Source organism: Halomonas sp. AOP7-B1-5 (assembly GCF_052353045.1).
In the GTDB taxonomy this organism is placed as follows: Bacteria; Pseudomonadota; Gammaproteobacteria; order Pseudomonadales; family Halomonadaceae; genus Vreelandella; species Vreelandella colorata.
Genome location: NZ_JBQTDC010000002.1, coordinates 14,629 through 39,342, shown reverse-complemented (window position 1 = coordinate 39,342; position 24,714 = coordinate 14,629). Strand labels below are relative to the sequence as shown.

Below are 24,714 nucleotides of genomic sequence, written 5' to 3'. Positions count from 1 at the left end.
GTTTTTCAAAGTACCTGCCATTAAGCAAACGATGGGTGCTTAACGCACGATCATGACCGAGACCTTGGCATGATGCACCACATGCTCGGCATTAGGTCCCAGCACATAGTCCACAAACTTATGCTTGGTATGCGAGGCCATCACGATAAGGTCGGCATCCAGCTGTTTACCGACCTTGATGATCGCCTCCCAGGGGGACCCATCAACAATGATGCTCTGGGTTTGAATATCCTTCGGCACATTTTCTTGAATAAACGTATGCTGCGCCTCCTTCATGGCAGCATTCGCCTTTTCTGAGAAGTTTTTGGGAAAATAAGCCCCCACCATCGGCATCTTAAACTCCGGCAACACGCTGACAATATGCAGCGATGCACCGAAAGTCTGGCAAAGCGTTACCGCCGTAGGTAACGCTTTTTTCCAGGAGGCCTCTTCGTTCAAATCCACGGGCAGCAGTACTTTCTGGTACATAGCAACCTCCGTTACGCTTTGGCCATTGTGTCATCAGGTTCCTGACGACGCCTACGACGCTGCATAAGAACCACTAAGCCGAAGAGCCCCAAGGCAGGCAACCACATCCACTCTTTGGTCCAGCGGTTAACGGGCGCGAGAACTTCGGTAATTTCCTGATCGAAATCAAAGCCCAATTCGGCCGCGGGGCTACCAAACTCGACGAAATCGACCAGCGTTTGATCACCATCGACATAAAGCTCTATACCCAGATTTTCCAGGCGTTCTTGGCCCGTTTCACCGCTGGGTACCGGCACTAGAATGTAAGTCGACATGGGGGCGCCAAAAGCATCCTCACCGGCAATCTGCACGCGCAGGCTGCTGCCATCGTCCACACGCTCTAACGCATCGGCAAGCTGCGCGGGGGGTACCGACTCATAGGGGTCATGAATCTGATCCATCCAGAAGCCGGGGCGGAAAAGCGTAAAGGCGACCAGCAGTAACAGCAGCGATTCGTACCAGCGGTTACGTGTCAACATAAAGCCTTGGGTGCCCGCCGCGAAGATCAGCATGGCAATCGTCGCGACGATAAACACCACCACGCCCTGCATGACCGTAACATCGATTAACAGCAGATCCGTGTTAAAGATGAATAAGAACGGCAGCGCTGCCGTACGCAGACTGTAATAGAACGCTTGGAAGCCTGTGCGTAGCGGGTCGCCTCCCGAGATCGCCGCGGCGGCAAAGGAAGCCAGACCCACCGGGGGGGTAACATCCGCCATAATGCCGAAGTAGAAGACGAACAGATGCACCGCAATTAGCGGCACAATCAGCCCGTTTTGCTGGCCCAGCAGCACAATCACCGGCGCCATCAATGCCGATACCACGATGTAGTTGGCCGTTGTCGGCAGGCCCATACCCAAGATCAGGCTCAGCAGCGCGGTAAGCAGCAGGATCATCATCAGGTTACCGCCTGATAAAATCTCAACGACATCCGCCAGCACCAGACCTACGCCGGTTTGCGATACGGCACCAACAATGATGCCCGCCGTGGCGGTTGCGATACCGATACCGATCATATTGCGCGCGCCGGTTACCAAGCCGTCCCACAGATCCAAAAAGCCCTCTTTAATGTCAGCGGCCATTTTGCTACGCCCACGGAAGATGGCGATAATCGGCCGCTGTGTCACCATGATAAAGATCATGAACATGGTCGCCCAAAACGCCGAAAGCCCAGGCGAAAGGCGCTCCACCATCAAACACCACACCAGCACAATAACCGGCAGGATATAGTGCAAGCCAACCATCACGGTCGGCCGGGTTTGCGGCAGTGTAATGATCTTGGAAGTCGGGTCGTCCATTTCCAGTTCAGGGTAGTTAGAGCTGATTTTTAAAAGCCCAACATAAATGAAGACCAAACCCACCGATACCACCCAAGGTGTTGACTCACCCAGCACCGGTTTTAGCCATCCCAAACCATAATAGACCGCCACCGACAGCCCCATTAGCAGCAGTAAGCCGGTCAAAAAGCCAATCACTTTATTAAGCAGTGGTCGCGCCGGGTTACTCGAAGGCAGCCCCGTCATATTGGCTTTCAAGGCTTCCAGGTGGACGATATAGATCAGCGCGATATACGAAATAACGGCGGGTAGAAACGCGTGCTTGATAACTTCTACATAAGGAATACCAACGTATTCAACCATCAGGAACGCTGCAGCACCCATAACCGGCGGCATGATCTGCCCGTTAACCGATGAAGATACTTCAACCGCCCCGGCTTTTTCAGAGCTAAACCCTACCCGCTTCATCATGGGGATAGTAAACGTACCGGTGGTCACCGTGTTGGCAATCGATGAACCTGAGATCAAGCCGGTCATGCCCGAGGCAACGACTGCCGCCTTCGCGGGCCCACCCTTAAGGTGGCCCAGCATTGAAAATGCGACTTTAATAAAATAGTTACCCGCACCCGCTTTATCGAGCAGTGCGCCAAACAAAACAAATAGGAATACGAAGCTTGTGGATACACCTAGCGCAATACCGAAGACACCTTGTGTTCCCAACCACTGATGATTGATCAAACCACCCAGGCTAACCCCCCGGTGAGCCAGAATACCCGGCATATAGGGGCCAAATAGGGAGTAGCCGATAAACAGAGCGGCAACGATCATCAACGGAGGCCCAAGGGCACGCCGTGTGGCTTCCAGCAGCATCACAATGCCCAGTATCCCGATCACGATATCTTGGGTAATGGGTCGCCCCGGGCGCTGCGCCAGGTCCGAATAAAAAATAAACAGATAGGCACCGCAAAACGCGGCTACCGCTGCAAACGCCCAGTCTTGCAGAGGGATACGATCACGCGGGGAGCGCTTTAGCGCCGGGTAGGCCATAAAAGCCAAAAAGAGCGCAAATGCTAAGTGAATGGAGCGTGCTTCGGTAGCACTAAAAACGCCGAAGCCGACAATATAAGGAAGTGGCGATGCAATCCATAGCTGAAACAGCGACCAAACAGCTGCGATACTTACCAGCAGCTTACCGGGTACGCCGTGAGGCTTCCTTGCCCCTGAGTCACTGGAGGCGACCATATCATCCAGGTCGCTTCCAGTGGCTGCCGTGGGTTGTTTGTCATCACGCATACGCTTGCCCTGCCTAATGGTCAGCGCTGATTGTCAGCGCTTTCAACAAGAAGCGCGGACACTCCCGGTGCCCGCGCTTTGCACTTCAAAAACGATCGCTATTGGCCTTGGCTAATAGCGTCATGGCTATGCCTTACTCGATCCAGCCACGCTCACGGTAGTAACGCTCAGCGCCGTCATGCAGCGGGGCGGTTAAACCATCAGAGATCATGTCTTCTTCGTTAAGGTTTTCAAATGCCGGGTGCAGGCGTTTGAAACGATCGAAGTTTTCGAACACGGCTTTAACGGTTTCGTAAACGATATCTTCATCTACGTCAGCGGAGGACACGAACGTTGCTGCGACGCCGAAGGTTTCAACATCTTCATCGTTACCACGGTACAGGCCGCCTGGAATCACCGAACGCGTGTAGTAGGGGTATTCTTCGATCAGGCTGTCGATCTCATCGCCGGTAACAGACACCAGGCGCGCATCAATTGTGGTGGTCGCTTCCTGGATAGAACCATTGGGATGGCCTACTACATACACCATGGCATCGATATTGTTGTCAGACAGCGCAGAAGCCTGCTCTGCTGCGTCTAGCTGAGATGCCAGTGAAAAAGTATCTTCGTCCCAACCGAACGCGTCCATGACGACGTCCATGGTGTTACGCTGACCAGAACCTGGGTTACCAATATTAACGCGCTTGCCAGGGAAGTCGCTGATATTCTCGATACCGGAATCTGCGCGGGCAACCACGGTCAGCGGCTCACCATGCATAGTGAAGACAGAACGCATGTCTTCCCAAGGGCCTTCTTCTTCGAAGTTGGCTTCACCGTTATAGGCGCGGAATTGAACGTCAGACTGAACAACACCCATGTCCAGCTCACCGCTCTTCATGCCGTTGACGTTAGCGACAGAACCACCGGTTGAAGGCGCGTTACAGCGAATATTGTGATCTTCACTACCGCGGTTCACCATGCGGCATACCGACTGGCCTACGACGTAGTAAACGCCGGTTTGGCCACCGGTACCAATTGTGATATAGCGCTCTTGGGCGACGGCCGGAGCAGCAAACGTGGCCGCTGCAATCAACGCGCCCGAAAAGGCGGCGGTAGAAAATACATGGCGATTCATAAACACACCTCTATCTTGATGTTGTGAGCGTTATGCGCTTTGAAACCACCTGTCGATCCGTTCCCTCAGGTGAATTACGTTTCAAAACGTTTTCAAGACAAACTGTTATAGCCCGGCATTTGGTGTACCGACGATCACTACTTTAGCGAAAAAAGCGTCGCTTGGCGAAGTAGCTAGCATCAGTGCTGGGCACACCCTTTCACAGCCTATTGAAACACGAGTTTAACCGCACGTAACGTTTAGCTACCGTTAATGGCTATGCATATTTTGCATGGGCCGTTATTAGCAAAGCATTAGACGATCTATCTTATATTAGCGTCATTTAACTTTTTTACTACTTACACGTTGTAGCCCAGCAGGCGTGGCAGCCAAAGCGCAATCTCGGGAAATATCGCCACTAGGGCAAGCGCACAGCCCATGGCAACCACAAATACCAGTGCCCAACCAATCGTGTGCTCAAGGCGAATTTTAGCGACTTCAGTGGTGACCATTAAGTTGACCGCAACGGGCGGCGTAAACTGGCCGATCGCGATGTTCATCGCCAGCAAAATCCCAAACCAGACTGGATTCCATTCAAAATGCTGCATCACTGGTATCAAGATCGGCATCATAATCAGATAGATAGAGATCGCATCCAGCAACATGCCCGCGACCAGCACCGCGAGCATCACCAGTATCAGCAGCAAAACGCCATTATCGGTCAACCCAATGATCCATTCAGCCAGATGCCGGAAGGTGCCCAGCATCGTGCCAGCCCAGGCAAAAATGCCCGCTAAGGCGATAATTAACATCACCACGCCCGAAATAATCGCCGCTTCACCGAGCAGCTCCCATAAATCGCGCAGGGAAAGCTCACGGGTTAAAAATAGCCCCACCAGGGTTCCATAGGCTACGGCGACCACGGCGGCTTCAGTGGGGGTAAATAACCCCGAACGCAAGCCGCCCAGAATCAGAATGGGCGCAAACAGCGCTGGCAACGCTTCTTTAAACGTGGCCCGAACGCTCAAGCGCGGATTATCTGCCGTAAGCGTGCCGCCTTCCCAACCATTGCGTTTAGCGAAAATCAGCGCGGGCACCAGCAGCGCCAGCCCGGCCAAAATGCCGGGGAACAGGCCAGCGGCAAATAGCGCACGCAGATCGACCCCCGGCACCACAATGGAATACAGAATTAACGCCACCGACGGTGGAATCAGAATGGCAGTCGAGGCGGAGGCCGCAATTAGCGTGGCTGAAAACGGCTTGGGATAGCCCGCCTTGGTCATGCTGGGCAGCATTACCATGGCGACGGCGGCTGCGTCGGCGGGGCCTGAACCGCTCATCCCACCCATTATCATGCATACCAGTACCGCCACCAGCGCCAGGCCGCCGTGACGTGGACCAATCAGCGCCTGAGCAAAACGTACCAGCCGCAGGGCGACGCCCGAGCGCTCAAAAATCAGCCCGGTAAGAATAAACAGCGGAATCGCAATCAAAGGATATTTGGCAATGCTGTTATAGGTATTGGTACCCAACGTTGCCAGCATATCGGGTGACAGGCCAAGCACGATACCTACGGCGCCCGAAAGGGCCAGCGAAAAGGCCACGGGCACACCGGCAATCAGCAGTCCGGCAAATGCCAGAATCATCCAGACATCAGGCGTCATCAGAAAGCTCCCCGGTTAACCGGTCACGGGTTTGCTGCAGTAACCGCCACAGCATGGCGAGCGTTAGCACCGGCAGCCAGACCAGATACCACCACTGGGGTAAGCCAAGCCCTGGAGAAAGTGACTGCCACTGGTATTCCTGCCAGGCGAGCTTGCCGCCATACCAGGTAATCAGCCCAAGCACGGTGATACCGCATAACGCCTGAAAGACTATTAACGGCTGACGAAAGCGCAAAGGCAATGCCCGTTCCAGAAAGCCAATACGGATGTGTCGGTTACGGCGCAGCGCTACCGACGCGCCAGCAAACGTCAACACCACCAGTAAAAACACGGAAAATTCTTCAGTAAACGAAAATGAGCCGCCGGTAATATAGCGGGTAACTACATTCCCCAGACTAATCAACGAAATTACGATAAGCGCCAGCGCGCCTATCCAGCGCTCGGGGCGCGCATCAGGAAAGCCTTTCATAAAAGCCTCTTCACAACCAAGTCTACCGGCCTCAAGGAGGCCGGTAGTTGTTCCATCAAAGTCAGCGGTTAGCGCCCGTCGATAGCCGTTTGCGCGGCCTCAACCAGTGATTCGCCAATACGCGGTGCCCATTTTTCGTAAACCGATTGAGTCGCATCCACAAACGTCTGGTATTGCTCATCAGTAAGCTCGGTCACCGTTACGCCGCGCTCTTGGATCGCGGCCAAGCGCTCGCTCTCCTGTTCACGGGTCATCGCGGTTTCCCACTCACCTGCCTCAAGCGCCGTTTCGCGCAGCAAGGTTTGCTGCTCTTCGCTTAACGTCTGCCAGACTTGCTGGTTCACCGCAAAAATCAACGGATCGTTCATGTAATTCCAAAGCGTCAGATGCTGCTGACCGACTTGGTCAATACGCGCCACGTCAAACACAGAAAGCGGGTTTTCCTGACCATCCACTGCGCCAGTGGTCAGCGCTGGCTGGGCATCGGTCCAGCTCATTTGTGTGGGGTCAGCCCCCAGAGCATTAAACGTATCTTGGAACAGCGGCGAACCCACCACGCGGATTTTTAAGCCATCAAGGTCATCCGGCGCGGCAATGGGGCCACGCGAGTTCGACACTTGGCGAAAACCGTTTTCACCCCATGCCAGCGGAATCACACCGCGTGATTCAATCGCTTCAAAGACCATCTCGCCAGCTTCACCGCCAGTTACTGCATCCACGGCGGCTTCATCCGGAATAAAAAAGGGTAGTGAGAATAGATTGAGTTCCGGTACCTGCGGCGACCAGTTGATGGTCGAACCCACCGCGGCATCGATCAACCCCGAGCGCATTGCAGAAAATTCGCGAGTCTGGTCGCCTGAAACCAGCTGAGAATTGGGATAAACGCGTAGCGTAAGCTCGCCATCACTGCGTTCTTCGACCAGTTCCGCCCATTTTTCGGCGGCCTGCCCCCAGGGAAAGGCTTCTGAAAGCACGGTAGAAACCGATAGTTCGCGTGCTTGCGCAGAGAATGCCGCCGAAAGCAGCGCAGCACCAGCCAAACCCACAGTTAAACGACCCATTGAGCGTGTCAGCGTCATTGTGATTCCTTTTTTATCAATTTTTTATGGTAGGCCCGCCGCCGTTTGTAGGCGGCTGCCCCGCTCTATTGTAGGGACTTAAAGGACGAAGGGAAGACACCCAAGCTGATATGATGCGCAGAACTTTTCATTCTGATTGGATACTGCCGTGCCCCTACGCGATCTGCTGCTCGGCCTGTTGGTCATTGCCATCTGGGCGCTCAATATTATTGTTATCAAGGTGGGAGTCGCTGAGCTTCCGCCGCTGCTGATGACCACGCTGCGCTTTATGCTGGTGGCTATTCTTCTGGTGCCCTTCTATCCGGTGGCGCGCACCCAGCTACCGTTTCTACTCCTGCTATCCTTTACCTTCGGCACTCTGCACTTTGCCCTGCTATTTATTGGCCTGGGCCAGTCGGAGGCGGGCACCGGGGCACTTCTGGTGCAGATGGGAACGCCCTTCGCCACACTCTTGGCGGTCATATTTCTTAAGGAGAAGCTGGGTCCCAAACGATTGACTGGCCTGCTGCTGTCATTTGCCGGGGTGATCGTACTGGCCGGTGGACCTACGCTGCCTTCGCCGCTTCCGCTGTCCATTCTACTGCTGAGTGCTTTTGGCTGGGCGGTATCGCAGCTTCTGATCAAACGCGGTCCGGCTATTGCGCCGCTGGCACTGGCTGGGTGGGTTGCGCTATTGGCAGTACCGCAGGTAGCTATTGGCTCTTGGCTGTTTGAAAACGGTCAGTGGCAGGCAATCAAAGAGGCGAGCTGGGTGGGCTGGGGCGCGGTTTTCTACACCGCAGCAATGTCGTCAATTGTTGCTTACGGCATCTGGTACGCCTTACTGCGGCGCCATCCGGTCAACCGGGTGGTACCGATGACACTTTTAGTACCGGTGCTGGCCGTGGGTTTAGGGGCGCTGCTGATGGGCGATAGTCTGGGTATCCATAAGCTAGCGGGCGGCGGCCTGGTGGTAGCAGGGATCGGTTTGATTCTGATCCGCTTTCGTAAACGCCGCCCGGCGTTATAGATGTTTCTATTAATCAGCGGGCTGGCAAAATCCGGCCTCGCCAGGCACTGATACACAATCGCCTACTTTGATACCCCGTGCAGCGAAATAGCCAGCGTTGGTTTCAAGTGCTGAATAATAGGCCGCCCCGGCAGGATACGCGGGGCAGGCGCCGGGGTTATCGGACTCACAGGGCGGCATTGTGTTAATCGCGACAATCCGACCCTCTTTATCCATGAACGCGATATCCAAAGGGATTAACGTACGGTACATCCAAAATGCGTTGCCGGCAGGCTGCTCGCTTTCAAAACGAAACAGCATGCCTTGCTGGTCAGGCAGGTGTTCTCGCTCCATGAGCCCTTGTTGGCGCTGAGCGGCCGTTTTAGCAACTTCAACGTCCAAGCGGTGCGGCCCACTTTCGCTATGAATAGCCAATGAAAGCCTGTCAGCACTTTCATCATTTGCTCCGGCCCATGCAAGTGCTCCCAGTAACGACCCCGGCAACAAGGCGACCAGCGACAAACCCAGTGAAGCGTTGAGCAACTGGCGGCGAGTCAGGTTCATAAAGGCGAATTCCTTTTGTCGGTCGGCTATTCGGCGATCGTCATGACTTTCATTGTATTGGTGCCGCCGTGGGCATTCATATGATCGCCCCGGGTCAGAATGACGTGGTCGCCCGGCTCGGCAAGCTTATGCTGTACTAACAGTTCTAACGCGCGAGCATTAAGCTCGGTAGCGCTCATCTCTGAGGTATCAAAGGGCAGCGAAACGACCCCACGATACAGCGCCATACGCCGCTGGGCGACCGGGTTATGGGCAAGGCCGACAATCGGCAAGCCAGACCGAATGCGCGAGGCAATCAGTGGTGTATAGCCGGATGCGGTCATGCAGGCAATCGCGGCCACGCCGGTCATATGGTTAGCGGCGTACATTGCAGAAAGGGCGATGGTTTCATCGGGGCGGGTAAAGCCTTCATGAATTCGGTGACCGGACTCTTGCGCCACCTTTTCACGCTCGGCACCCAGGCAGATACGCGCCATCGCTTGCACGGTTTCCACCGGGTAATCACCGGCGGCGGTTTCCGCTGACAGCATCACGGCGTCACTGCTATCCAGGACGGCGTTGGCCACATCAAAGACTTCAGCACGGGTAGGCAACGGCGCCGAGATCATGCTTTCCATCATTTGGGTGGCGGTAATCACCGCACGGTTGAGCGAGCGGGCGCGTTTGATCATGCGCTTCTGCACGCCCACCAACTTGGCATCGCCAATCTCAACGCCCAGATCACCACGTGCCACCATGACTGCTTCAGAGGCTTCGATAATGCCGTCGAGCGTCGCCTCATCGGCAACGGCTTCAGCACGCTCTACTTTGGCTACCAAGCCAATCTCTTTACCTTCTTCGCCCAGCAGGCGACGCGCTTCGAGCATATCTTCGGCGTGGCGCGGAAAAGAAATAGCCAGGTAGTCGACACCAATTTCAACGGCGGTTTTGAGATCCTGCTTATCTTTATCCGTCAGCGCCGGGGCAGAAAGCCCCCCGCCCTGCTTGTTGATACCTTTGTGGTTGGAAAGCTTGCCGCCCACCACTACTTGGGTATGAACTTGCTGGCCTTCTACACGGGTAACGTCCAGCACGACACGCCCATCGTCCAGCAGCAATCGGTCGCCAGCGCCTACATCCTGGGCAAGGGTCTTGTAGTCACAGCCCACTTGATGAACGTCGCCTGAATCACTGTCCATCGCCATATCAAGCACGAACGGCTGACCTTCTTTAAGGCTAACAGCGCCCTCTTTAAAGCGCGCAATGCGGATTTTCGGCCCTTGAAGATCGCCTAACGCGGCCACGCTACGCCCCAGCTTGGCGGCTATTTCACGAACCTGTACTAAGCGGCGGCGATGATCGTCCGCCGTGCCGTGGGAAAAATTCAAACGTACGACATCCACCCCCGCTTTAAGCATCGCCTCCAAAACGCCCTCACGGTCACTGGCGGGGCCTAAGGTTGCAACAATTTTGGTACGACGAAGCGGGATATGTGTCTGTGCGTTCATAATTTTCCTAAGCAATCACGTGGTGTGTCTTTAGCTTATCAGTATAAGACGACCAAGATGACAACCGTAAGCCGCGTGCACAAGTTATTCGCTTAAATCGACCGTGATTTCCAGCGGATATTCTTCGCAGTTATTGCCCTCACCACCGCGATCAACCACTAAAAATTCGCCCTCGCGCTCCAACACGGACTGAATCGCGTGCCAGGTACCCGCACAATAGTTGACCCCTTGCCGGCCATCGGTGACGAACGCTTTGACGTCCTGCGCATGGATCTGCTCCCCTGGCGGGGCCACCACCACGATAAAGCGCTCCTGATGCAGCGGCATAAATGCTTGGCTGCCTTGGGGATGACGTTCTAAAAAGGTTAATTTAAGCGGCAGCGAAACCGGCTGACTGACAAAGATATTAACCAGCGTATGGCCGTTTTCTCCCAGGGTTTCGACCTTGGCTAAATCATGGTGGCGTTGGGTGCGCCCCGCATTAATCGGAAATGACGCGGAAGTACGCGCATCGATGACGTCGCCAAACGGCGCGAAGGCTTCCGACGTTAGCGGCTGGGCAGTCAATGTAAGCATAATGAACTCCTGACGTGTCGGCTTCGCTGCCGCACAGCAACGAAGCCGTCGACATTACAGTTTTAGTGCCGCGTGGCGGTTAACGTCTTTATAAAGCAGGTAGCGGAACGGCCCTGGGCCGCCGGCATAGCACGCCTGGGGGCAAAAAGCGCGCAGCCACATAAAGTCACCCGCCTCTACCTCCACCCACTGCTGGTTCAGGTGATACACCGCCTTGCCTTCCAGCACGTAGAGGCCGTGCTCCATGACGTGGGTTTCATCAAACGGAATCACGCCGCCCGGCTGGAAGTTGACGATAGTGACGTGCATATCGTGGCGCACGTCGTTGGGGTCGACAAAGCGAGTGGTCGACCAGCGTCCTTCGGTACCCGGCATTTCACTGGGGGTGATCGCCTGTTCGTTGGTAACGAAAGCCTCAGGCACCTCAAGGCCGTCCACATATTCAAACGCCTTGCGGATCCAGTGAAAGCGCACCGGCGCCTGCGCATCGTTGCGTGCCCGCCACTCAACACCCGGAGGAATAAACGCATAGCCGCCCGGTGCCAGCGTATGGCGCACTCCGTCAAGGGTCAGGGTAAGCTCGCCTTCGACCACGAACAGCACGCCCTCGGCATCAGCCGCAGGCTCGGGCTTGTCGCTTCCCCCACCCGGCTGCACTTCCATGATGTACTGGGAAAACGTCTCAGCAAAGCCTGATAGCGGTCGCGCCAACACCCAGGCACGAGTGCCTTCCCAAAATGGCAGATTGCTGGTCACGATATCGCGCATTACCCCTTTGGGGATCAACGCATAGGCTTCGGTGAATACCGCACGGTCAGCGGTTAGCTGGGTCTGCGGCGGATGCCCGCCCATGGAGGCGTAGTAAGTAGGTACGTTTTTTGTTGGCATTGTTTCTCCTTTAGACCATTGATAGATGAGGCTAGGAATGTGTAGCACAGCAATCCAAAAGCTTTAAAACGACCATAAGCATTTATTTTATAAATCTTTTTTAAATAAACTAAGAATAATGATGCTTTTCGGTCGGTTAAATGAACGGCTTGTGTGAGGCATGGACGATAATTGAGCTTGTGCAACATTAGTCCCAATAGTAACGTCTTTAGAAACCTTCGTTCCAAAAACTAACAAACTATACGAAAGATGGCACTTAATACCAAAGCATTTCGCATGGCTTACATGGGACTTTGTATAGGACTTTGCATAGACCTTCGCATCGCCCGATGGGAAAAAATGCACGTATTCATATTAGCTGAGTTCAAGCTCATCAAGTTCTTGATAAAGCTCGCTAATAGCGTTGATACGCACACGTCCCTTGGCAAGCCGCTGGTGGAGCAAGCTATTCGACATCAGGCTGATCAGGCTCATTGCGCTGGCATAGCTGTCAAAGGCAGAGATGCTATCCAAGGGGCACTCAAACCACCAATCTACGTAGGGCATATGAGGCTTTACGGTGGCATCGCCGAACAGCAATACCCGGCAGTCTTTAGCGATAAGCGATGTCAGCAGATTGTTAAAGATCGCGGGGCGACGTCGAAACCCAAACAGCACGACGACATCATTTTCGCCGAGAGAGACAAGCTCCTCACCCAAGCTTTGATTGGGTTGTGGCGCCAAGCTGACGTTATCGCGGGTCTGGATCAGCTGCTGTCGAAAATGCACAGCAAGAGGGTAGCTGTTACGAAACCCAATCAGCACGACACGGCTTGCGTTATCGAGCGCGTTGACCACCGACTCAAACGTTTCAGGGTCAATATTGGCAAACGTTTGCTGAAGGTTGTCATTTTCGCGCATCAAATGATGCTTAAAGCGCTGTTCATCCGGCTGCCCGTTCCCTGTTACCAGTGGCACTCCCATGCTACGCAGCTGCCTTGCATGCTGCTTAACCACTTGAAAGCTTTCAAATCCAAGCTTTTTAAACAAGCGACTAACGGTAGATTTAGACACTCCCGTCAAGCGCGCCAATTCGGCGGCACTAAAAGTAGCCAGATCATCAAAATGATCAAGTATGAAACTGGCAACACGCTGTTCCTGAGCGCTCAGCTCGGCAAATTGTGCGCCAATTCGCTGGCCAATATGGGGAATAGAAGAGGAGGACTGCGTACCCAAAAAAACTCCTTTAGCGCCTAAACAACACGCAAATTCATTAAGAAACATCGAACAATATAAATGGGCAATAACGCTCACATAACGATAACGCCCACCCATGCGAGGCACCTATGTCCCACAAAATTCAGCGCTCGACTCCGCCTTCACCCAAAAACATTAAGCGAGGATGGTGCAGGGTTCCCGATATCTATGTCATTTTATTTATCTTTATTGCAATCGCGGCGATTGCCACACACTTTGTTCCCGCCGGACAGTTTGAGCGTGTTCCGGGCCCTGCAGGGCGCATAACGATTGACCCTAATTCCTTTCAGTTTGTAGAAGCGTCCCCTGCCGGCATCACCGATTTTATGCTGGCGATCCCCAATGGGTTGATAAGCGCAGGCGAGGTTGTGTTTTTCACCTTTATGATCGGCGGTATGTTCATGGTGCTGCGGCGCACCGGCATTATTGAAATTGGTGTTGATAAATTGACGCGACGCTTCGCCAATCAAAGCCTTCTGATGATTCCAATTTTGATGACGGTATTTGCCTTAATCGCCACCATCATAGGCACCCAAGAGCTGGCGCTGGTCTACGTGCCGGTTATTCTGCCGCTGATGATTGCCTTACGCTTTGATTCAGTAACGGCGGCGGCGGTAGCCCTGTGTGCGACAACGGCAGGCTTTGCTACCGGCATATTAAACCCGATTAACACGGGCCTTGGACAGCAGCTTTCTGACTTGCCGTTATATTCAGGGTTTGGTTTACGGGTAGTCGCGTTCATTGCGGTTCTGGGTGCGGCTATTTTTTTCGTCATGCGCTACGCCCATCAAGTGCGCCAAAATCCTGCCCTGAGCCTGATGCAAAATGATGAAGCAGAAGCGGACAAACGTTTGAGCTATCAGCATAGCGTTACGGAGTCAGCGCTAATGGCTAATACGCGACAGAAACTGGCTGCACTGGCCACATTCATCTTTTTTGGCATCCTGGTTTACGGTGTTCTTAAACAAGGCTGGTTCATGCTCGAAATGGCTGGCCTGTTTATCATTATGGGCGTGGTCGTAGGCTTAATTGCGGGCCTTACGACCGATGATATTTGTGAAGGCTTTAACAAAGGTTTTCGGGATGTTCTTGTAGGTGCCATGATTGCGGGGATCGCCCGAGGCGTTGCGGTCATGCTAGAGCAAGGCCAAATCATGGATACGCTAGTGTATGGCCTGGGCAACCTAGTCGGCGAGCTGCCGACGATTCTGTCGGCTATTGGTATGTACTTTGCCCAGCTGCTGTTCAATTTTGTGGTGCCTTCAGGCAGTGGCCAAGCACTTGTCACCATGCCCATTATGGCACCGCTTTCCGATATTATCGGCGTTACCCGTCAAACCGCCGTGCTGGCGTTCCAGCTTGGCGACGGCATGGGGAATATTCTTTATCCCACGTCAGGCTATTTCATGGCGACGTTAGCGCTTGCTGGCGTTTCCTGGCAAAAGTGGGTGAAGTTCTTTTTCCCGCTTTTCTGCGTCTGGGTATTAATCGCGCTAGGTTTTCTCATCTTTGCCCAGGCGGTGCAGTGGGTAGGCTAAAAAGTTAAGCTTTTTTAATCCCCCTTTCTTAGCTCAGAAAGGGGGATTAAAGCTCAAACAGGTGCCGGGTGATGCTCTGCCCAATGGCGGGCAATATCCACCCTGCGCGCTACCCAAACCCGGTCATGGGTTTCGATATAGTCTAAAAAGCGCTGCAGGGCGCGAAAACGTCCTGGACGCCCAAGCAAACGGCAATGCATACCGATGGAAAGCATTTTGGGCGCTTCTTCACCTTCTGCATACAGAACATCAAAGGCATCGCGCAGATAGGTAAAGAAATGGTCGGCCGTATTGAAGCCTTGTGGCGCGGCGAAGCGCATGTCGTTGGTATCCAGCGTATAGGGCACGATAAGGTGGGGGTGCTCGCTGCCTTGGCTATCAGTTACCTTCGTCCAGAACGGCAGGTCATCCCCGTAGTAATCGCTGTCATATAAAAAACCACCTTCATCCAGCAGCAGCTTGCGGGTGTTGGGGCTATCCCGCCCGGTATACCAGCCTTCGGGCTTTTCGCCGTAAAGACGTTGGAAAACCTCTAGCGCTTTTTGCAAATGCTCGCGCTCAATATGCTCGGGTACTTCCTGATAGTGGATCCAACGATAGCCATGGCAGGCAATTTCATGCCCCAGCTCTTTGAACGCCTGAGCGACATCAGGGTTACGCTCTAAGGCCATTGCCACCCCAAAAATCGTCAGCGGCAGCCCGCGTCGCTCAAATTCACGCAAAATCCGCCATACGCCTGCCCGGGAGCCGTATTCATAAATCGACTCCATGCTTAAGTGGCGGTCCGGGTAGGCGGCGGCGCCAATTATCTCCGATAAAAACTGCTCTGAAGCGTTATCTCCATGCAGAACGCTATTTTCACCGCCCTCTTCATAGTTAAGTACAAATTGAACGGCTATTTTGGCCTTGCCCGGCCAGTTAGCGTGAGGCGGCGTACGTCCATAGCCCATTAAATCGCGCGGATAGGTAGGGTGAGTCGTCAACGTCATAGAGCAGATCCTTACCGGTAATCGCTGAGCGTATAAGCCCAAGAATGCCATCAATATTTGTATACAAAGTAGCCAGATTATTAGCCAATCGCAATACAACCTTAATACACCGAATCCCACTTTATTAGCAACCAAGGAGCAAAACTGAACGGTTGGTCAACCTCATTAGCCTTTTTAATGAGCTTAAAGGCCTTGCTCTTGGTGATAAATCAACCTATTTTCGTATACAAGATATTTTGATTTGTTTACCTGTGGATCGCTTATCGTGCATATACATATTATTAACCCCAATACCACGGCATCGATGACGCAAGCCATTCATCATGCCGCTGAGCGTCAAGCTTCAACAGGCACTCGCCTAACCGCTTCCCAACCAGAGTCTGGGCCGGTCTCCATCGAAAGTCACTTTGATGAAGTCGTCAGCGCGGTAGGTGTGGCTCAAGAGGTGTTGAAAGGCGAACGCGAAGGAGGCATTGATGCCTATATCGTGGCCTGTTTTGGCGATCCTGGACTCCTTGCTGCCCGTGAGCTAACTCGCGCACCGGTGATTGGTATTGCAGAAGCCGCCTTTCATCTGGCGACGCTGATTAGCACTCGCTTTTCGATTGTGACAACGCTCAGCCGCACCGGGATTATTGCCGAACACCTGCTGGAGCAGTATGGCTTTCGCCATCACTGCCGACGTATTCGTGCCGCGGAGATCCCGGTACTCGATCTTGAGCATCATCCAGAGGTCGCATTTCAGCGTATTGTTGAAGAGTGCTGCCGCGCTCGGGATGAAGACGATATCGGCGCGATTGTTTTGGGTTGCGGAGGGATGGCAAATCTTACCCAGGAAATTAGCCACGAAGTGGGCATTCCGGTGGTTGAAGGCGTGAGTGCTGCTTTAAAGCTTGCCGAATCGTTAGTAAGCCTGGGGCTACATACCAGTAAACACGGTGATCTTGCCTATCCGCGCCCCAAACCCTTTACCGGTCAGTTTGCTGCGTTATCAGATCTCCACTTACCTCTTAAATAACGACTTAATAATAGAAACAGAACGTCCAGTAGCACGCCATGCCGCAAGCGTCTTTCAGGTTAAAGCCTGAGATACCAACAATACTCATAATCTTGCGAGGACGACATCATGAGCATTTCAACATCTGCTCTAGCGTCAGAGGAACCATCCGCTGCGAACGCAGCGTTAGGCACGAAAAGTTTAGGGGCTGAGAGTCTGGCTCCACAACACACTCGGATTATGGGACGAGGTTCCTATTTTCTAGCGTGGTTTGGCGGCTGCGTATCCATTGGCACCTTCGCCATGGGGTCAAGCGTGGTGGGTACGTTAAACCTGTTACAGGCAACACTTGCCATTGCGATTGGCTGTTTTGTGATTGGCATTGCGCTCGCGATCAACGGCGCAGCGGGCTACAAGTACGGCATTCCGTTTATGGTGCAAGCGCGCAGCGCCTTTGGGTTTACCGGGACTCGCATCCCCGGCCTGGTTCGCGCACTACCTGCCGTGGTGTGGTACGGCTTTCAAAGTTGGATTGGTGCGGGGGCACTCAACATGGTGTCGGCCACCCTGTTCGGCTTTGATAATCTGGTGTTTTACTTTATTACCTTCCAGTTCCTGCAAATTGGCCTTTCCGTCATGGGCTTTCAGGGTATTAAGTGGCTGGAGAATATCGGCAGCGCGTTTATCTTGGGCTCGCTGATGTACATGTTCTACGCCACGGTGCAGCGCTATGGCGATGAGCTATCTACCAGCCTCTTCACCATGGAAGGCTCATGGGGCATGCCGTTCTGGAGTGCCACCATGCTGTTTTTAGGCATCTATAGCACCATGATGCTTAACGTTAGCGACTACTCTCGCGAGCACAAAAAAGGCACCGGAAAAGGTCTGCTTACCACTATTTATGCGATGTCGATTCTACCCTGCACGCTGTTTATGGGCCTGATTGGCTATATGGTGTCAGAGGCGACCGGCACGGCAGACCCCATTCAGGTGTTTGCCAACGCGGTCGATAACACCCCGCTTTTAATGATCACCCTGCTGTTTATTGCCTTTGCTCAGGTAACCACCAACGTACTTAATAATGTGGTGCCGCCCACTTACGTGCTCATGGACGTGTTCAAGATTAAATTCCCGATTGCCACCGTGATCGTGGGTTTACTCGCCTTTGCCACCTTCCCCTGGAAGTTGGTTCAGCCCGGATCGGCGGCTGGTTTGCAGATGTTTGTGCAAACCTACTCGGCATTTCTTGGCCCCATCTTTGCCATTTTAGTGGTCGATTACTACATCATCCGCCGCCGCACTCTGGATATAAGCAAACTCTACGATCCTACCGGTCCTTATCAAGGGGTTAACAAAGCGGCGCTTATCGCTACGGCGGTAGGTATCGTCGCAGCGCTCTCGTTCTCAACGGTTTCATGGTATGCAAGCTTAATTCCAGCCGGGGTGACCTATTACCTGTTAATGAAGCACTGGGCTCCTTGCCAGCGTTTTACACAATAAATTCTTCCAAGCAACGGCTACACACGTGTAGCCGTGCTAGCGACTAATGCAAAGAGAGTCTGTCATGCATGAGCAACCGTCTAACAGCGACCTCGATATAAAGCAGATCGACCCAACGCTTTATAACGAAGACCTGGCCCCTTTAAAACCACAGCAGCGTAACTGGGGCGCGTTTGAAATCTTTAATGTGTGGTCCAACGATATTCAGAGCCTGTTTGGCTATACCCTGGCGGCATCGTTGTTCCTCACCTATGGCTTGAACGGCTGGGCAGTGATGACAGCGATTATTCTTGCCGGCGTAATCGTAATGTTTTTGGTGAATCTAACGGGCAAACCAAGCGTAAAGTACGGCATTCCCTTTCCGGTCATGGTGCGCGCCAGCATGGGCGTACGCGGCGCCAACCTACCCGCCATGCTACGCGCGATTGTGGGTATTTTTTGGTATGGCGTGCAGACCTATTTCGCATCGACGGCAGTCGCCCTGCTAATTACTGCTTTTATCGGCGCGGGCAGCGGCGCGACCTTTCTGGGTCTTTCAGGTGTTGCGTGGATATCCTTTGTAATCGTATGGCTTTTTCAAATTGCGATTTTTCTGCAAGGGATTGACCGTATTAAGCATTTTTTGAACTTAGCAGGTCCATTGGTTTACGTGGTAATGCTAGTGCTGATGGGTATTGTTTGGTACCAGGCGGGAGATGAACTGTTACCCGCGATTGGTACTATCTTTAGCGGCAGCGGTGAGCAAGACGTTAGCACCGTGGGGGCATTTCTTGCCATTGTAGGCACCATGGTGGCCTACTTTGCGGCAGTGGTTATCAACTTTGGCGACTTCACACGCTTTGTAAAAACCGAACGCCAAATGAAGCTGGGCAACCTGCTTGGGCTGCCGCTTAACGTGGCGTTTTTCTCATTTATCGCTCTCATTATCACCGCAGGTACCCTGGTACTGTTTGGCGAGGCGCTAACTAACCCCGCCGATATTGTTGAGCGCGTGGATTCGCTACCGCTGACCATTATCGCCGCTCTTACCTTCTTTGCCGCTACCGTGGGGATTAATCTAGTCGCTAACTTTATTCCGCCCGCTTATGATCTGGCGAATCTATTTCCCAGTAAAATCAGCTTTAAGACAGGCGGCCTAATTACCGCCGTTATCGCCTTCTTTGTGGGTGCGCTGTGGGTCTCGGTGATTAGTCAGATTGGCGTACCCGGCTTTGTGAACGCCCTGGGCGCTATCGTTGCACCGTTCTACGGCATTATTGTGGTGGATTACTATCTGATTAAGCGTCAGCACTTAAATATGCAGGAGCTCTTTTCCTCAGCCCCCAGCAGCGCGTATTACTATGTGAACGGCTGGAATAGCCGCGCCCTGATCGCCTTTGGCGCCGCTGCACTGTTCTCGCTTTCTACGGTATTAGTACCCGCCCTCTCAAGCCTGGATGGCTACGGTTGGCTAATTGGCGCAGGACTAGGAGGCGCGTTTTACTTTGGCTTGATGCGACAGTTTAAGGCAGCGCCCACCTTTACCGAGCAGAAGGCAAGTTGAGATAAGGGAGCTTTAACTGGCCGTTCAGACGATTTGAAAGCGCCACCGGCTGAGTGCCGATGGCGCTTTTTTAGTGCACAAGCGGCTACGAAAAAGCCGTAGTCTAGTGGTTTTTATCAAGCGTCAAATGGTTGTCTATCTCCTTTATCCGGTCTTCGGTGTGGTGATTGACGTAGAGCACCGTGGTTTCGTTACCTTCACAGATTTTCTCGATCAGCGCGAGCACGAGCTGGCGGTTCATGTCGTCAAGGCCCAGGCACGGCTCGTCGAGTATCAGAAGCGGCGGGTGCTTGACCATGGCGCGGGCGATCAGCAAGAGCCGCTGGTCGCCGTAGGAGAGCTTGTTGAACGGCTGGTCGGCGCGCGCCTGCATACCCAGTAGCGCGAGCCACTGATCAGCAATCTTCTTCTGATGGTCGGTGGACTTGGTGTACACGCCGATACTGTCGAAGAAGCCCGAAATGATCACGTTTCTGCAACTGGTGCTGACGCGATACTCCCACTGCAGGGCCGTGGAGACGTAGCCGATGAACTGCTTGATCTGCCAGATACTTTCGCCATTACCGCGCTGAAATCCAAACACGGAAATATCGTTGGTGTAGCACTGCGGATGATCTCCCGTGATCAGGGACAGCACGCAGGTCTTGCCACTGCCGTTCGGGCCGCTCAGCTGCCAGTGCTGGCCGCGCTCGATCGTCCAGTCGAGCCTATCGACAATCAGGGTATCGCCGTAGCGGATCGTCGCCTGGGTAAGCTTCACCAGCGGCTGGCTCGGGTCGAGCACGGGCAGCCGGCTTGCAGGGTCGGCTTCGGGCACGCGCAGGTCAGTGGTCTTCAAATGCAGCAGCTGGTAAAGCTCGTTGAAGGCGGCCTCGTCCTGTCGGTCCACCGTGAACGCTAGGCGGCCTCCTTCTCTGGGCTTTTTACTGCCCTTGACCGGGTCAGGACGATCCTTATCCAGGTAGGCCACGTGAGTGATGAAATCCGGCATTTCGTCGAAGCGGTTGAGCACCAGCACCATGGGAACGCTTTCGACGATAGCGGCGAGGTGCGCCTGGAGCATGGCGAGCGTATCCACGTCCAGGCCATCGAACGGCTCATCGAGAATCAGCAGATCCGGCTCATTGGCAAGCGCGCGAATCAGCATAACCTTGCGGGTTTCCCCGGTAGAGAGCTTGCGAAAGGCCCGGTCGAGCAGGTGTGAGAGCCCGAATTTTTCGACCAGTTCATTGGCAAGCTCGCCGTCCCGGCAGTGCTCGAAGATCATGTCTCTGACGGGAGTGCCGAGCGACACCACGTCCATGATATCGGCATCGTCCTTTTTAAGCTCCGCGGTAATAAGCTCGGCCTGCGCTTCGAAAGAGACCAGCCCGACGCGCTCGGGTAGCCCTTCGACGGTGCCCGCTTCAAGCTTACCTATACCTGCCAGCGCCGCCGCCAGCGCCGACTTGCCGGAACCGTTAGCGCCGGTGATCACCCAGTGCTGGTCGGGTTCGATGGTCCAGTCAAGCTCGCTCAGGGTGAAGCGATCCTCGAAACTGATCGTCGCATTGTTTAACTGAATACTCGCCAGACGGGTCGAGGGCACCATGAACGTGCTCCTTGTAAGTTGAAAAAGGAGAGACGAAAAAGCCGAGCGTATCGTGTGGGATAGCTCGGCTTTCCTGCGACTAGCTAACGCTCAATTCGTGAATTAAACGATCTTCTTCATATCGGCCATGTGCCCACGCAGCACGGCGCCGACGGCTTCCACCGGGTGTGCGCGAAGCGCATCGTTGACTTCGATCAGCCGCGCGTTGTCCACGCCGTTGTCATCTACATTCAGTCCCTTACCGATGACATCGGACTTGATGTCCTTCATGAAGTCCGCCAAGAGCGGCACGCAGGCGTGGTTGTACAGATAGCAGCCGTATTCCGCAGTATCGGAGATCGTCGCGTTCATCTCGTAGAGTTTCTTACGCGCGATGGTGTTGGCGATCAGCGGCGTTTCGTGCAGCGACTCGTAGTAGGCGGACTCGGCGATGATGCCCGCCGCGGTCATGGTTTCGAACGCAAGCTCCACACCCGCTTTCACCATGGCCACCATCAGGATGCCGTTGTCGAAGTACTCCTGCTCGGAAATTTCAACCTCGCCGGCAGGCGTCTTCTCGAAGTTGGTTTCCGCGGTTTCTGCACGCCATTTGAGCAGGTTGGCATCGTCATTCGCCCAGTCGTCCATCATGGTGCGCGAGAAGTGCCCGCTCATGATGTCGTCCTGATGCTTGTTGTAGAGCGGACGCATGATGTCTTTCAGCTCTTCGGCCAGATCGAAGGCCTTGATCTTGGCCGGGTTGGAAAGACGGTCCAGCATGTTGGTCACGCCGCCGTACTTGAGCGCTTCGGTAATGTTTTCCCAACCGTACTGGATCAGTTTGGAGGCGTAGCCTGGCTCGATACCCTCTTCGATCATCTTGTCGAAGCAGAGAATAGAACCGGTTTGCAGCATGCCACAAAGAATCGTCTGCTCGCCCATCAGGTCGGATTTAACTTCCGCGATGAACGAGGACATCAATACGCCAGCCTTGTGGCCGCCGGTGCCCACAGCATAAGCTTTCGCCAGGGCAAGTCCTTCGCCTTTGGGATCGTTGGCTTCGTGAACGGCGATCAGGGTGGGCACCCCGAAACCACGCACGTATTCGGCACGCACCTCGGAGCCTGGGCACTTGGGTGCTACCATGATGACGGTCAGGTCATCACGAACTTTCATGCCCTCTTCCACGATGTTGAAACCGTGAGAGTAAGACAGGCACGCGCCTTCTTTCATCAGCGGCATGACAGCGTTCACCACCGCGGTGTGCTGCTTGTCTGGGGTCAGGTTCAGGACCACGTCCGCCGTCGGGATCAGCTCTTCATAGGTACCCACCGTGAAGCCGTTTTCGGTGGCGTTCTTCCAGGACTGACGCTTTTGCGCGATGGCGTCCGGGCGCAGTGCGTAGGAAACGTCCAGACCACTGTCGCGCAGGTTCAAACCCTGGTTGAGGCCTTGGGCGCCACAGCCGATCACGACCATTTTCTTGCCTTTCAGCGCGTCGACGCCATCGTCGAATTCCGAGCTGTACATGAAACGACATTTCGCCAGCTGTTCCAGCTGTTCGCGCAGTGCCAAGGTATTGAAATAGTTAGCCATGGTTAACATCCTGATGGGTGATCGTACGATGATCGATGTCGCACATCGACACGAAAAAAGTGACACAGCTGCTCAACACAAGCTTCAGCGCCATGTGAATAAAGCCAATCTACCTAAAAACGACTCTTTCTTAAATTGATATATTTGCAACAGCATGTCCCTTTTTTCACAAAATATCATTATGATGGCGTTCATGAACTTCAAACTCTTGACACAATTCCTCGCACTGGCGGAAACGCTGCATTTCGGCCGTGCCAGCGACGAGTGCTACGTCAGCATTTCTGCGCTTTCGCGCAACATCCGTCACTTGGAAGACGAGCTGGGCGTGACGCTGTTCAACCGCGACAACCGGACGGTGGTGCTGACCCAGCAAGGGCAGAAATTTCTCGAGTACGCTCGCGAAGCCAGCAATCAGTGGAATCTGATTCGTCACGAGCTTATCGAAAACCCTGGTCAGTTGAGCGGTGAAATAAGCCTGTATGGCTCGGTGACGGCAAGCTACAGCTTTTTACACGAGCTGCTGCGCCGTTTTCGTATCGCCTATCCGGCCATCGAGATAAAGCTGCGCACCGGCGACCCGGAGCATGCCATCGCCCATGTGCTGGATGGCAAGGAAGACCTTAGCATTGCGGCAAAGCCCGCCCATCTACCCCGGGGGCTGGCCTTTAAGCCCATCGCCACCTCCCCCTTGCTGTTTATCGCCCCCTTGGAGCAGCAGGTGCCGAATGCGCCGACCGGCACGCCGACCACATCGGCCGAGTGGGCGAGTATTCCCATGATTCTGTCGGAAAGCGGCGTTTCCAGAGCGCGCGTGGATGAATGGTTTCGCAAGCAGGACATCTCGCCGCGTATCTATGCCCAGGTGACCGGTAATGAGGCGATCGTCAGTATGGTAAGCCTGGGGTTTGGTATTGGCGTGGTGCCCAAGATCGTCCTCGACAACAGCCCGTTGATGGACCGTATTCGCGTGCTCGACGTGGCGCCCAAGCTTGCGCCCTACGATATCGGACTGTTCACCCTGAAGAAGAACCTGAAAAACCCGCTGGTCGAGGCGTTCTGGCGCTTGATGTAAGCTCTACACGCCGTTTTAGCGACGGGGCCAACCATCATCCCCCAAATATCTGCTGTAGATCCGGCGCGCTTTCCTCCCCTTCAACCATGGAAAGGGACGCCTCGATAGCCTTTAAGTGGCGGCTCATAAAGGCCTTGGCGCGCTCACCGTTGCCGGCTTCCAGATAACCAATCAGGTCATCGTGGTCGTGGGATTCGCAGCCTAGATGGCCACGATGACCGTATACCGCGAGAATAAGGGAAGAACGCGAGCAGAGCCTTTCGACAAACTCGGCAAGCGTTGCGTTGCCGGATAGCTGGGCTAGACGCACATGAAAGTCTGCTGATAGGCGGATGGCGCTGCTTTGCTGACCGCTGCGCAGCGCCTGGCGTTCTTGGCGGGCCATGTCACGCAACTCAGCGGCTTCTTTCTCACCAATCCGCCTTGCCACATCGGGCATTAGTCCGCATTCGATAAGCTGGCGGGCATCGAAAACATCTTTGGCTTCTTCCGCCGTAGGCCGTGTCACGCTAGCCCCACGACGCGGCGTCAGGGTTACCAACTGCTCTAGCGCAAGGCGCTGCAATATTTTGCGAATGCCGGTACGACTAATACTAAAGACCTCGGCAAGCGCATCTTCACGTAGCCGAGCGCCGGGCTTTAAGCGCTGCTCAACAATCGCATCGCTTACTGCGCGATAAATAGCCTCGTGGCGCTCATCAGCCTCTTTTTCTGGAGCGACTCGCTTCGCGGTCGCCTGCGCATCACTCATGTAGCTCTCCTGTCCCCTACCTTCTGGCGTCTTT

21 protein-coding genes are annotated in these 24,714 nt (G+C 54.2%); 6 read left to right on the top strand and 15 right to left on the bottom strand.

Annotated elements, in window-relative coordinates; genetic code table 11:
• Positions 1 to 39 precede the first annotated feature (39 nt).
• The 6 genes from ACT3XD_RS01475 to ACT3XD_RS01450 all read right to left on the bottom strand — a co-directional run bounded on the left by ACT3XD_RS01475 (position 40) and on the right by ACT3XD_RS01450 (position 7,385).
• Positions 40 to 468: a universal stress protein gene (locus tag ACT3XD_RS01475; protein ID WP_192537784.1), complete on the bottom strand. Its 429-nt coding sequence runs from the start codon at positions 466 to 468 to the stop codon at positions 40 to 42.
• Between the two features lie 11 nt (positions 469 to 479).
• Entirely contained in the window at positions 480 to 3,080 is a 2,601-nt protein-coding gene (locus tag ACT3XD_RS01470) for a TRAP transporter permease (RefSeq protein ID WP_192537785.1), read from the bottom strand.
• A 133-nt stretch (positions 3,081 to 3,213) separates the two neighbouring features.
• Positions 3,214 to 4,194, bottom strand: a complete 981-nt coding sequence (locus ACT3XD_RS01465) for a TAXI family TRAP transporter solute-binding subunit (RefSeq protein WP_192537786.1) — start codon at positions 4,192 to 4,194, stop codon at positions 3,214 to 3,216.
• A 338-nt stretch (positions 4,195 to 4,532) separates the two neighbouring features.
• Positions 4,533 to 5,837 (bottom strand): TRAP transporter large permease, encoded by a 1,305-nt coding sequence (locus tag ACT3XD_RS01460; protein WP_192537787.1) that lies wholly within the window; start codon positions 5,835 to 5,837, stop codon positions 4,533 to 4,535.
• Positions 5,827 to 6,306: a TRAP transporter small permease gene (locus ACT3XD_RS01455; RefSeq protein ID WP_192537788.1), complete on the bottom strand. Its 480-nt coding sequence runs from the start codon at positions 6,304 to 6,306 to the stop codon at positions 5,827 to 5,829. The genes ACT3XD_RS01460 and ACT3XD_RS01455 overlap by 11 nt, the downstream gene beginning before the upstream one ends.
• Before the next feature lie 68 nt (positions 6,307 to 6,374).
• Positions 6,375 to 7,385, bottom strand: a complete 1,011-nt coding sequence (locus ACT3XD_RS01450) for a DctP family TRAP transporter solute-binding subunit (protein ID WP_192537789.1) — start codon at positions 7,383 to 7,385, stop codon at positions 6,375 to 6,377.
• A 148-nt stretch (positions 7,386 to 7,533) separates the two neighbouring features.
• Between ACT3XD_RS01450 and ACT3XD_RS01445 the strand changes: the two genes are divergently transcribed.
• Positions 7,534 to 8,394 carry a DMT family transporter gene (locus tag ACT3XD_RS01445; protein WP_192537790.1) on the top strand — a complete coding sequence of 287 codons (861 nt, stop codon included), beginning with the start codon at positions 7,534 to 7,536 and terminating at the stop codon, positions 8,392 to 8,394.
• A gap of 9 nt (positions 8,395 to 8,403) precedes the next feature.
• On the opposite strand, the gene ACT3XD_RS01440 is transcribed toward ACT3XD_RS01445, so the two are convergent.
• The 5 genes from ACT3XD_RS01440 to ACT3XD_RS01420 all read right to left on the bottom strand — a co-directional run bounded on the left by ACT3XD_RS01440 (position 8,404) and on the right by ACT3XD_RS01420 (position 13,103).
• Positions 8,404 to 8,937, bottom strand: coding sequence for a DUF192 domain-containing protein (locus tag ACT3XD_RS01440; RefSeq protein ID WP_192537791.1), 534 nt, complete (start codon positions 8,935 to 8,937; stop codon positions 8,404 to 8,406).
• Positions 8,938 to 8,963: 26 nt separating this feature from the next.
• The gene (pyk, locus tag ACT3XD_RS01435; RefSeq protein WP_192537792.1) at positions 8,964 to 10,424 is read right to left on the bottom strand and encodes a pyruvate kinase; all 1,461 of its coding nucleotides are present in this window, start codon (positions 10,422 to 10,424) and stop codon (positions 8,964 to 8,966) included.
• An 84-nt stretch (positions 10,425 to 10,508) separates the two neighbouring features.
• Entirely contained in the window at positions 10,509 to 11,000 is a 492-nt protein-coding gene (locus ACT3XD_RS01430; RefSeq protein WP_192537793.1) for an ureidoglycolate lyase, read from the bottom strand.
• Between the two features lie 54 nt (positions 11,001 to 11,054).
• Positions 11,055 to 11,888 (bottom strand): bifunctional allantoicase/(S)-ureidoglycine aminohydrolase, encoded by an 834-nt coding sequence (locus tag ACT3XD_RS01425; protein ID WP_192537794.1) that lies wholly within the window; start codon positions 11,886 to 11,888, stop codon positions 11,055 to 11,057.
• Positions 11,889 to 12,242: 354 nt separating this feature from the next.
• Positions 12,243 to 13,103, bottom strand: coding sequence for a MurR/RpiR family transcriptional regulator (locus tag ACT3XD_RS01420; protein WP_192537795.1), 861 nt, complete (start codon positions 13,101 to 13,103; stop codon positions 12,243 to 12,245).
• 110 nt (positions 13,104 to 13,213) lie between these two features.
• Between ACT3XD_RS01420 and ACT3XD_RS01415 the strand changes: the two genes are divergently transcribed.
• Positions 13,214 to 14,662 (top strand): YfcC family protein, encoded by a 1,449-nt coding sequence (locus tag ACT3XD_RS01415; RefSeq protein ID WP_225736125.1) that lies wholly within the window; start codon positions 13,214 to 13,216, stop codon positions 14,660 to 14,662.
• 53 nt (positions 14,663 to 14,715) lie between these two features.
• Here the strand turns inward: ACT3XD_RS01415 and puuE are convergent, their stop codons facing one another.
• The gene (gene puuE, locus ACT3XD_RS01410) at positions 14,716 to 15,651 is read right to left on the bottom strand and encodes an allantoinase PuuE (protein WP_192537796.1); all 936 of its coding nucleotides are present in this window, start codon (positions 15,649 to 15,651) and stop codon (positions 14,716 to 14,718) included.
• Between the two features lie 265 nt (positions 15,652 to 15,916).
• Between puuE and ACT3XD_RS01405 the strand changes: the two genes are divergently transcribed.
• The 3 genes from ACT3XD_RS01405 to ACT3XD_RS01395 all read left to right on the top strand — a co-directional run bounded on the left by ACT3XD_RS01405 (position 15,917) and on the right by ACT3XD_RS01395 (position 19,691).
• Positions 15,917 to 16,669: an aspartate/glutamate racemase family protein gene (locus ACT3XD_RS01405; RefSeq protein ID WP_192537797.1), complete on the top strand. Its 753-nt coding sequence runs from the start codon at positions 15,917 to 15,919 to the stop codon at positions 16,667 to 16,669.
• Positions 16,670 to 16,777: 108 nt separating this feature from the next.
• Complete coding sequence (locus ACT3XD_RS01400) at positions 16,778 to 18,148, top strand: NCS1 family transporter (protein ID WP_192537798.1); 1,371 nt, start codon at positions 16,778 to 16,780, stop codon at positions 18,146 to 18,148.
• A 64-nt stretch (positions 18,149 to 18,212) separates the two neighbouring features.
• Positions 18,213 to 19,691, top strand: a complete 1,479-nt coding sequence (locus ACT3XD_RS01395) for an NCS1 family nucleobase:cation symporter-1 (protein WP_192537799.1) — start codon at positions 18,213 to 18,215, stop codon at positions 19,689 to 19,691.
• Between the two features lie 103 nt (positions 19,692 to 19,794).
• Here ACT3XD_RS01395 and modF read toward each other — a convergent pair whose 3' ends face one another.
• Together modF and ilvC are read right to left on the bottom strand one after the other, a co-directional pair.
• A complete protein-coding gene (gene modF, locus ACT3XD_RS01390; RefSeq protein ID WP_192537800.1) occupies positions 19,795 to 21,282 on the bottom strand; it encodes a molybdate ABC transporter ATP-binding protein ModF in 1,488 nt (495 codons plus the stop codon).
• 102 nt (positions 21,283 to 21,384) lie between these two features.
• Positions 21,385 to 22,857 carry a ketol-acid reductoisomerase gene (ilvC, locus tag ACT3XD_RS01385; RefSeq protein WP_192537801.1) on the bottom strand — a complete coding sequence of 491 codons (1,473 nt, stop codon included), beginning with the start codon at positions 22,855 to 22,857 and terminating at the stop codon, positions 21,385 to 21,387.
• A 193-nt stretch (positions 22,858 to 23,050) separates the two neighbouring features.
• Here ilvC and ilvY point away from each other — a divergent pair, with 193 nt between their 5' ends.
• Entirely contained in the window at positions 23,051 to 23,929 is an 879-nt protein-coding gene (gene ilvY / locus ACT3XD_RS01380; RefSeq protein ID WP_192537802.1) for an HTH-type transcriptional activator IlvY, read from the top strand.
• A 34-nt stretch (positions 23,930 to 23,963) separates the two neighbouring features.
• Here the strand turns inward: ilvY and ACT3XD_RS01375 are convergent, their stop codons facing one another.
• Complete coding sequence (locus tag ACT3XD_RS01375) at positions 23,964 to 24,680, bottom strand: GntR family transcriptional regulator (protein WP_192537803.1); 717 nt, start codon at positions 24,678 to 24,680, stop codon at positions 23,964 to 23,966.
• Positions 24,681 to 24,714 lie beyond the last annotated feature (34 nt).

Bases quoted from the DNA above. Each gene is read 5' to 3' on its own strand.
- ACT3XD_RS01475 (WP_192537784.1), bottom strand. From the start codon at position 468: ATGTACCAGAAAGTACTGCTGCCCGTGGATTTGAACGAAGAGGCCTCC.
- ACT3XD_RS01470 (WP_192537785.1), bottom strand. From the start codon at position 3,080: ATGCGTGATGACAAACAACCCACGGCAGCCACTGGAAGCGACCTGGAT.
- ACT3XD_RS01465 (WP_192537786.1), bottom strand. From the start codon at position 4,194: ATGAATCGCCATGTATTTTCTACCGCCGCCTTTTCGGGCGCGTTGATT.
- ACT3XD_RS01460 (WP_192537787.1), bottom strand. From the start codon at position 5,837: ATGACGCCTGATGTCTGGATGATTCTGGCATTTGCCGGACTGCTGATT.
- ACT3XD_RS01455 (WP_192537788.1), bottom strand. From the start codon at position 6,306: ATGAAAGGCTTTCCTGATGCGCGCCCCGAGCGCTGGATAGGCGCGCTG.
- ACT3XD_RS01450 (WP_192537789.1), bottom strand. From the start codon at position 7,385: ATGACGCTGACACGCTCAATGGGTCGTTTAACTGTGGGTTTGGCTGGT.
- ACT3XD_RS01440 (WP_192537791.1), bottom strand. From the start codon at position 8,937: ATGAACCTGACTCGCCGCCAGTTGCTCAACGCTTCACTGGGTTTGTCG.
- pyk (WP_192537792.1), bottom strand. From the start codon at position 10,424: ATGAACGCACAGACACATATCCCGCTTCGTCGTACCAAAATTGTTGCA.
- ACT3XD_RS01430 (WP_192537793.1), bottom strand. From the start codon at position 11,000: ATGCTTACATTGACTGCCCAGCCGCTAACGTCGGAAGCCTTCGCGCCG.
- ACT3XD_RS01425 (WP_192537794.1), bottom strand. From the start codon at position 11,888: ATGCCAACAAAAAACGTACCTACTTACTACGCCTCCATGGGCGGGCAT.
- ACT3XD_RS01415 (WP_225736125.1), top strand. From the start codon at position 13,214: ATGTCCCACAAAATTCAGCGCTCGACTCCGCCTTCACCCAAAAACATT.
- puuE (WP_192537796.1), bottom strand. From the start codon at position 15,651: ATGACGTTGACGACTCACCCTACCTATCCGCGCGATTTAATGGGCTAT.
- ACT3XD_RS01400 (WP_192537798.1), top strand. From the start codon at position 16,778: ATGAGCATTTCAACATCTGCTCTAGCGTCAGAGGAACCATCCGCTGCG.
- ACT3XD_RS01395 (WP_192537799.1), top strand. From the start codon at position 18,213: ATGCATGAGCAACCGTCTAACAGCGACCTCGATATAAAGCAGATCGAC.
- modF (WP_192537800.1), bottom strand. From the start codon at position 21,282: ATGGTGCCCTCGACCCGTCTGGCGAGTATTCAGTTAAACAATGCGACG.
- ilvC (WP_192537801.1), bottom strand. From the start codon at position 22,857: ATGGCTAACTATTTCAATACCTTGGCACTGCGCGAACAGCTGGAACAG.
- ilvY (WP_192537802.1), top strand. From the start codon at position 23,051: ATGAACTTCAAACTCTTGACACAATTCCTCGCACTGGCGGAAACGCTG.
- ACT3XD_RS01375 (WP_192537803.1), bottom strand. From the start codon at position 24,680: ATGAGTGATGCGCAGGCGACCGCGAAGCGAGTCGCTCCAGAAAAAGAG.